Source organism: Streptomyces corchorusii (assembly GCF_001514055.1).
Classification (GTDB): domain Bacteria; phylum Actinomycetota; class Actinomycetes; order Streptomycetales; family Streptomycetaceae; genus Streptomyces; species Streptomyces olivaceoviridis.
In genome coordinates this window covers 143,918-150,683 of record NZ_KQ948353.1, presented here as the reverse complement: position 1 = coordinate 150,683, position 6,766 = coordinate 143,918, and the positions used below count along the sequence as shown (strand labels likewise).

The 6,766-nt window shown below is 69.8% G+C and carries 6 protein-coding genes; 2 read left to right on the top strand and 4 right to left on the bottom strand.

The window, feature by feature from the left end; genetic code table 11:
* Positions 1–321: 321 nt before the first annotated feature.
* On the top strand, positions 322–1,539 hold the full coding sequence (locus AQJ11_RS07905) for an alginate lyase family protein (protein WP_058083378.1): 1,218 nt from the start codon (positions 322–324) through the stop codon (positions 1,537–1,539).
* Positions 1,540–1,579: 40 nt separating this feature from the next.
* Here the strand turns inward: AQJ11_RS07905 and AQJ11_RS07900 are convergent, their stop codons facing one another.
* The 4 genes from AQJ11_RS07900 to AQJ11_RS07885 form a co-directional block, all read right to left on the bottom strand.
* Entirely contained in the window at positions 1,580–2,497 is a 918-nt protein-coding gene (locus tag AQJ11_RS07900) for a hypothetical protein (RefSeq protein ID WP_059262379.1), read from the bottom strand.
* Positions 2,498–2,582: 85 nt separating this feature from the next.
* Positions 2,583–3,485 carry a DUF6424 family protein gene (locus AQJ11_RS07895; protein ID WP_014676938.1) on the bottom strand — a complete coding sequence of 301 codons (903 nt, stop codon included), beginning with the start codon at positions 3,483–3,485 and terminating at the stop codon, positions 2,583–2,585.
* Between the two features lie 139 nt (positions 3,486–3,624).
* Positions 3,625–3,852, bottom strand: a complete 228-nt coding sequence (locus AQJ11_RS07890) for a nuclear transport factor 2 family protein (protein WP_244218152.1) — start codon at positions 3,850–3,852, stop codon at positions 3,625–3,627.
* Between the two features lie 92 nt (positions 3,853–3,944).
* The gene (locus tag AQJ11_RS07885) at positions 3,945–4,421 is read right to left on the bottom strand and encodes an SRPBCC family protein (RefSeq protein ID WP_014676939.1); all 477 of its coding nucleotides are present in this window, start codon (positions 4,419–4,421) and stop codon (positions 3,945–3,947) included.
* A 307-nt stretch (positions 4,422–4,728) separates the two neighbouring features.
* On the opposite strand from AQJ11_RS07885, the gene htpG reads away from it, so the two are divergent.
* Positions 4,729–6,639: a molecular chaperone HtpG gene (htpG, locus tag AQJ11_RS07880; protein ID WP_058083382.1), complete on the top strand. Its 1,911-nt coding sequence runs from the start codon at positions 4,729–4,731 to the stop codon at positions 6,637–6,639.
* Positions 6,640–6,766 lie beyond the last annotated feature (127 nt).

Genomic DNA, 6,766 nt, shown 5'->3' with positions numbered 1-6,766 from the left:
CCGAGAGGGCGACCGCGGCGGCGAGCGCGGTCCTGAACAGCGGGGCGCGATGGGGGGATTGAGCGGCCAAGGGAAGAGATCACTGCCTTTCGCGTCCGTGGGGAAAGGGAGGGCCTCGCCGGTCGAGCGCTGCGCGTGGAGGTCCGCCCGGCACCGGGAAATTAAGAGGTCTGAACCAATCTCGTCAAGACATGAACGTGGCAGCGGGGGAAGGGAGTTGGCGCTCCCGTCCACTTGACGGCCAACTGGTCCGTACCTATGGTCTCGTCAACTCGCACGTTCAGTCAGCCGCATTTCGTTCACATATGAGGACGGGATCAGATGCAGGACACACCCGCTCGGCGCCGTCGCAAGTCCCCGCGCTCCGCTCTCGCCCTCACGGCGGCGGCCACCCTGCTCACCACCGGACTGCTCTCCTGGCCCGGGAGCCAGCGGGCGGAGGCCGCCCCCGCCACGTTCACCCATCCCGGCGTCACCGTCTCCCGTGCCCAACTCGACTTCGCCCGGACCAAGGTGCTCGCCGGCGCGCAGCCCTGGAAGAGCGCGTACGACCAGATGATGGCGAGCAAGTACGCGAGCCTCAGCCGCACTCCCCAGCCGCGCGCCGTCGTCGAGTGCGGGTCGTACTCCAACCCCAACTACGGCTGCACGGACGAACGCGAGGACGCGATCGCGGCGTACACCGACGCGCTCGCCTGGTACATCACCCGGGACGAGCGCTACGCCAAGAAGGCGATCGAGCTGATGGACGCCTGGTCCGCCGTGCTCCAGGACCACACCAACAGCAACGCCCCGCTGCAGACGGGCTGGGCGGGATCCTCCTGGCCGAAGGCCGCCGAGATCATCAAGTACACGTACACCGGCACGTGGGCCAACTCCGGCCGGTTCGCGACCATGCTCCGCAACGTGTACCTGCCCGAGATCATCAACGGCTCCAACTCCAACGGCAACTGGGAGCTGTCGATGATGGAGGCGGCCGTCGGCATCTCGGTCTTCCTGGAGGACAAGGCGTCGTACGACACCGCCATGGCGAAGTTCCGCACCCGCACCGCCGCGTACGTGTACCTCGCCTCCGACGGCGACCTGCCGAAGACCGTGCCCAGCCAGAACCTGAACACGCGCGACAAGATCGTCTCCTACTGGCAGGGCCAGTCCACCTTCGTCACCGGACTCACCCAGGAGACCTGCCGCGACTTCACCCACACCGGCTACGGCATCTCGGCCATCTCACACGTCGCCGAGACCAGCCGCATCCAGGGGCAGGACCTGTACGGCACCGACGTGGGCGAGCGGCTGCGGCAGGCGCTCGGCTTCCAGTCCAAGTACGAACTGGGCGCCGCCGTCCCGAGCTGGCTGTGCGGCGGGTCGGTCAACCGGGGACTGGGCCCGGTCACCGAGGTCGGCTACAACGCCCTGCACAACCGCCTGGGCATCGCCATGACCAACACCCAGGCCCTGACCGAACAGAACCGCCCGGCTGGCAGCAACAACCTCTTCGTCGCCTGGGAGACCCTCACCCACGGGGACAACCCGAGCTGAGCGCACCGGCTCGCGCCGGACACCGCCGCCCCGTGCCGCCTCACAGTCCGCTGACGGCCAGCCACAGGTCGAGGTCGGAGAGCATCAGGCGGCCGGGGCGTCGGTCGGCGGTGTCCGGGACGGTCGTCCGCACCAGCGGCCACTCGCCCCGCCGCACGGTGACCTTCGCGCCGTCGTACCGCGGGGACTTCTCGCGGATCACCGAGCGCAGCTCGGCCGCGAGGCGCCGGGCGGTCGCCTCGTCCTTCACCACGGCGCACAGCACCTCGGTGTTCTTCCCCGCGGAGCCGGCCCGCTGGCCGAGCGCGGACAGGCGCACCGGCTTCGTGGCGGTGAGCGGATTGAAGTCGGCGCGGTAGACGTCGCCCAGACAACCGGCCGCGCGCCGGTACTCCTCGATGTCGGCCAGCGAGGCGCCCTCCTCGGGGTGCACGGCCGACAGCGGGGCGGTGCCCGGCACGGTGTAGGAGATCGTGTCCTTCGAGACTTGCAGGGCCACGCCCTTGCCGTGGGGGCGGGTCCAGGTCTCCCTGCCGTCCTGCTCGCCGCGGGTGTAGCCGTTCGCCTTCAGCGAGGCGGTGATGCCGGCCGCGTCGAACGAACCCTCCCAGTGCCCCGCCGCCTTGGTGTCGACGGCGGTGTCCACCTGGTCCTCCTTGAGGTGCCCCGCCCACGGACCGGGGTCGTACGCGTTCAGCAAGGCGCTGCTCGGCCGGCCCACGGCGGCGAACCGCTTCTGCCCGTCCTCGCCCAGCCCGCGCACCGCGGCGGCGTCGAGATAGGTCACCGGGCCGCTCCTGCCGCTGTCGCCGGACACGGTGCGCAGCCCCTTCAACAGTGGGGAACCGTCGTCGGAGGCGTCGTGGCCGGAGCCGGAGGAACAACCGGTCACCCCGGCCAGGCAGATGACGGAGAGAGCCAGGGCGCCGACGACGGATCCAACGGTTGCTGTGGACATGCCCGGCAGCCTAGCGGGGCCTCCCGCGGGGCGGAGCCTTTCCGGGCCCCTGCCGGCCGGACGCCGGACGCGGGCGTCACCTCGCTCAACGGGCCCGTGAGTCCCGGCCGTTCCCGTGCGCGTGCGCCCGGCGTGTCGCCGGCGGCCCGGACGCGGTGCGCTGCCCCGACTCGATCTGGTGGGCGAACGCCTGGAGCGCGGCGGAGCTGTTCGGCGGCAGGACCGCCATCAGCCCGCGGTCCTGCGCCTCGGCCAGCGCGTCCGCGGCCTGGCTGCCCTCGGAGGCGAGCACCAGACGCACATGCCCGTCACCGGAGCCCCGCCGGTCCACCGGCGCCACGGCGCCGTGCGTCCCGTCGGGCAGGGTCACCCAGAGCTGGAAGTCGTCGTACCGGAAGAAGTCCGCGCCCTTCACGGGCCACGGGTAGTGGTGCTCGCCGGGCACCTTGGGCAGGATTCCCTGGTGGTCCCCACGGCTCATCGGCACACAGGCGTTGAAGAGCGAGTCGGTCCACGCCTCGACGCCGTCGGCGTCCGTGATCGGCGTGCGCAGCAGCTCCTCGGCTTCCTCGTAGCCCAGTTCCGCCAGGGCGGGCAGCGTCTCGGGGAACCCCGCCACCAGGGTGGCCGCGTCCTGGCGCAGCCGGTCGATCTTGGACGGCTCGGCACAGAACTGCATGCTCCACTCGATGCCCGCGCGGGCCCGGTACATCCGCCAGCCGCTCGTCGTCTTCACCCACAGGCTGCCCCCGTGGTGCATCTCCCAGTGCGCGGGCGCCACGGGCCGGGGCCCGTAGGGCAGGTCGGCGTCGTCGATCTCGTCCAGGATCTTGTGTGCCGTGCGTTTCGCGGCCTGGAAGAACGAGGACTCGAAGCGTTCCGGATGCTTGACCAGCCGGATCCTCCAGGGGTGGTTCTCCGATTCGACGCCGCCCGGCTGAATCGTGTCGGGTATCCGGGCTGCGGCGACGGTGTCGGCGCGGGTCATGACGACCTCCTCCTGCCGCCCACGGCCCGGAGCACGGACCGTGGTCCGAGTGCCCCCTGTGATTATCGTGCGCCGTGGGACGGGAGTGTGCGAGCCGAAGCGCGCCGCGCGACCACGCCGGTCGCGTCGGCCGGAGGTATCACCGGGTACGCAGGCGCGCCGTCGTAGGTGATGACACAGTGCCGGTCGGCCGGGTGCCCGCCGCTTGTGCGGCGATCGTCCCGCGGCCCCGGAAACGCTCGCCCGACTGCGAGCAGTCCAGCATCGCGTCCGTAGCGTAGAGCGCGTGCTCGGCCTCGACGTCCCCTCGGTCGGAAGCGCGCCAGTGCTCCTCGACCGAGGCCCTGATGCGGGAGTCGGCATCCATGGCGCCGCCCCTTCCGTCAACGCCCCGGCGCGACGGCAAACGGCCGCCGAGCCCGTGTGCTCGGCGGCGTATGCGTCACGGCCGCGTCCGGATCAGAGGGACGAGCCGCTGTCTCCGGGCCGGATCCGGCCGCGCCAGGCACCGGACTCCCCGCCCTGTTCCTCGATGTACTGCTTGAACCGCTTCATGTCTCCCTTGACGCGCCGGTCGATCGTGCCGATCAGATCCGCGACCTTCTCCACGGCTCCGCTGGGCTCGACATCCATCACCAGCTCGACCTTGGTGTGCATGTCGTCCAGGCGCTCGAAGCGGACGGTGCCCTTCTGGTGGGTGTCGCCGCTGGTGGTGCGCCAGGTGATGCGCTCGTCGGGCAGCTGGTCGACGATCTCCGTGTCGAACTCGCGCCGTACCCCGCCGATCTTCGTGGTCCAGTGATTGTGCCGGTCGTCCAGCTGCCTGACCTCCTCGACGCCTTCCATGAAGTTGGGGAAGTCCTCGAACTGCGTCCACTGGTTGTAGGCGGTGTGCAGCGGAACCTCGACTTCCACCGCTTCCTTGACCGTGCTCATCTCTGTACCTCCGTGTGTCCTTTGCTCGGCTTTCGAGGGCCCCGGCTGCCGGGACCCGGACCCGGCGAGTACCCGGGGAACCGCCGGTTATGAGCGCCGGCTGCGGCAACGGCACTGGTACGGCGATGCCGTTCCCCAGCGTGAGAAACTGGCCACGCAGCGCGTCGGCGGGGTGCGCGCCCGTGCGGAGGGGGACGCGACCGGTGCGGATCCGGTCACGGCCCGCTCTTCCGGCCACCGCGCTGACGTGGTGTTTTACAGTGGCTCCACCAGTTCCGGCGACAGGACCTGTGAGGTATTCGCGAACATGCCGACCGAGACCTTCGAGTTCCAGGTAGAGGCCCGTCAGCTGTTGCAGCTGATGATCCACTCGGTCTACTCGAACAAGGACGTCTTCCTGCGGGAGCTCGTCTCCAACGCCTCGGACGCGTTGGACAAGCTGCGCCTGGAGAAGCTCTGGGACGACTCGCTCGACGCCGACGTGTCCGACCCGCACATCGAGATCGACATCGACAAGGACGCCCGTACGCTCACCGTGCGGGACAACGGCATCGGGATGTCGTACGACGAGGTCGGGCAGCTCATCGGCACGATCGCCAACTCGGGCACCGCGAAGTTCCTGCGGGAGCTGCGCGAGGCCAAGGACGCGGCCGGGGAGGAAGGACTCATCGGCCAGTTCGGCGTCGGGTTCTACTCCGGCTTCATGGTGGCCGACGAGGTCACCCTGCTGACCCGGCGCGCCGGCGAGAGCCAGGGCACCCGCTGGTCGTCGCGCGGCGAGGGCACGTACACGCTGGAGCGGGTGGACGACGCGCCGCAGGGCACCTCGGTCACGCTCCACCTCAAGCCGGCCGACCCGGAGAACCAGCTCCACGACTACACCTCGCCCTGGAAGATCAGGGAGATCGTCAAGCGGTACTCGGACTTCATCACCTGGCCCATCCGGATGGTGCCCGAGCGCTCCGCCACGGCGGGCGAGAGCGACGAGGCGCCCGAGCCGGAGACGCTCAACTCCATGAAGGCGCTGTGGGCGCGGCCCCGCGACGAGGTGTCCGACGACGAGTACCACGAGCTGTACAAGCACATCGCCCACGACTGGCGCGACCCGCTGGAGACGATCCGGCTCCAGGCGGAGGGCACCTTCGAGTACCAGGCCCTGCTGTTCCTCCCCGAGCACGCCCCGCACGACCTGTTCACGCGGGACTTCAAGCGCGGCGTCCAGCTCTACGTCAAGCGCGTGTTCATCATGGACGACTGCGAGGCGCTGCTGCCGCCGTACCTCCGCTTCGTCAAGGGCGTGGTCGACGCGGCCGACCTCTCGCTCAACGTCTCCCGCGAGATCCTCCAGCAGGACCGGCACATCGAGATGATGCGGCGCCGGCTGACGAAGAAGGTCCTGTCCACGGTCAAGGAGATGATGGCCAAGGACCAGGAGCGGTACGCCACCTTCTGGCGGGAGTTCGGCACCGTCCTGAAGGAAGGACTGGTCACCGACTCCGAGAACCGCGACGCCATCCTCGCCGTCGCGTCGTTCGCGAGCACCCACCACGACACCGAGCCGACCACGCTCAAGAGCTACGTGGAGCGGATGAAGGACGGTCAGGAGGACATCTACTACCTGACCGGCGAGTCGCGGCAGAGCATCGAGAACTCCCCGCACATGGAGGCGTTCCGGGACCGGGGCATCGAGGTGCTGCTGCTCACCGACCCCGTGGACGAGGTGTGGGCCGACGCCGTCGGCGAGTACGAGGGCAAGAAGCTGCGGTCCGTCGCCAAGGGGCAGATCGATCTCGACGCCAAGGACGAGGACACCGCCGACGACGAGCGGGAGAAGCAGACCGAGGAGTACGCCGGGCTGCTCGGCTGGATGAAGGAGCAACTGGACGAGGACATCAAGGAGGTGCGCCTGTCCTCCCGGCTCACCGTCTCCCCGGCCTGTGTCGTCTCCGACGCGCATGACCTGACGCCGGCCCTGGAGAACATGTACCGCGCCATGGGCCAGGAGGTGCCCCGCGCCAAGCGGATCCTGGAGCTCAACCCGGACCATCAGCTGGTGAAGGGGCTCAACCAGGCGTACAAGGAGCGCGAGGACCGCTCGGAGCTGGCCGAGACCGCCGAGGTGCTGCACGGCCTGGCGGTGCTCGCCGAGGGCGGCCAGCCGAAGGAACCGGCCCGGTTCGTGAAGCTGATGGCGGACCGTCTGGAACGCTCCCTGTAACGCGGTTCCGCCGGAAACCGGCGGCCTGCGCCCGTGCCCGGGGCACCTGTCCGGGCACGGGCGCACGTCCGGGCACGGGCGCGTGTCCAGGCGCGCGCAGGCCGGCCTCTCTCGTTCCCCACCCACA